Here is a 548-nt window from a genome sequence, read left to right as displayed (position 1 = left end):
GAGAGCTGCGCGGTGAGCAGCAGCGAGCCCAGCATCGGCGAGAGCGTCAGCGCGATCACGCCCGACACGAACACCGACCCCGCCAGCGTGAAGGCGAACTCCTTGAACAGCGAGCCGGTCAGCCCGCCCATCAGCCCGATCGGCGCGTAGACCGCCACCAGGGTGCCGGTCATCACGATCACCGGCATCACGATCTCGCGCGTGCCGATCAGCGCGGCGCGCACCGGCGGCTCGCCCGCCTCGATATGACGGTGGATGTTCTCGACCACCACGATCGCGTCGTCCACCACCAGGCCGATCGCCAGGACCATCGCCAGCAGGGTGAGGATGTTCAGCGAGAAGCCGAACAGCAGCATCAGCAAGGCGGTGCCGATCAGCGACAGCGGGATCGTGAGGATCGGGATCAGCACCGCGCGGAAGCTGCCGAGGAACAGGAAGATCACCACCACCACGATCACCACCGTCTCGGCCAGCGTGGTGCGCACCTCGTCGATCGAGGCGTGGATGAAGCGGGCCACGTCGAAGCCGTCGGCGATGGTGAGGCCGGC

1 protein-coding gene is annotated in these 548 nt (G+C 67.5%); it reads right to left on the bottom strand.

Annotated features, from left to right (window positions below):
• Positions 1–548: efflux RND transporter permease subunit (locus tag HWX22_RS31400; RefSeq protein ID WP_175917006.1), on the bottom strand; the 548-nt coding region annotated here is incomplete at both ends.

Origin of the sequence: Burkholderia sp. BCC1638 (assembly GCF_902833195.1) — a bacterium.
GTDB classification, from domain to species: Bacteria; Pseudomonadota; Gammaproteobacteria; order Burkholderiales; family Burkholderiaceae; genus Burkholderia; species Burkholderia diffusa.
This window is presented reverse-complemented; position numbering and strand designations above follow the sequence as displayed.